A 625-nucleotide genomic window follows, 5' to 3' on the forward strand; every position below is an offset into this window, starting at 1 on the left:
GTTTGACGTTTTAGTGGAATGTAAGTAGCGTCCATAAAAATAGCGACATACTTATCATTTAAGGCTCTGGATTTAAAGGCATTTACTTCTTCAGTCAGAACTTTAGTCATGTTGGACATGGTTTGTGGAGTATAGTGATGACCGTACATTTTTTCGATCAAATCAGCAATTTCAGACATCGTAACACCTTTTTCGAATAAATGGATAATAGTGGTTTCCAATGTATCGTTTGTTCTTTTGTAGGCTGGTAAAGTTTGTTGTTTAAACTCACCATTACGATCTCTAGGTATTTCCAATGTTAATTCACCATATTCGGTTTTGATTGATCGAAAGTAAGAACCGTTTCTCGAATTACCTGAATTAAAACCAGTGCGATCATATTTTTCGTAATCTAAAAAAGCCGTTAATTCAGTCCGTAGGAGTGTGTTTATCGCTTTTTCTAAGTGCGAACGGAATAATTCATTTAAATCGCCTTTAGTGACTAGAGTTTGCACAATTTCTGTAGTAAAATCATTCATAGGGAAGTCCTCTTTTCTGTGAATTGGTTGTCGTTAACTTTATTCTACAGAAGGGACTTCCTTTTTTGTATGGATTTTTTCATTTACACAAAATATTTTATACTCTC

General features: G+C 34.1%; 1 pseudogene. It reads right to left on the reverse strand.

Going from position 1 to position 625, the window contains the following annotated elements:
• Positions 1-518, reverse strand: a pseudogene (locus OS138_RS12725) (IS256-like element ISEf1 family transposase); the annotation flags it as partial.
• Positions 519-625 lie beyond the last annotated feature (107 nt).

The sequence above is a fragment of the Enterococcus sp. E5-37 genome, from assembly GCF_035726925.1.
In the GTDB taxonomy this organism is placed as follows: domain Bacteria; phylum Bacillota; class Bacilli; order Lactobacillales; family Enterococcaceae; genus Enterococcus_B; species Enterococcus_B faecium.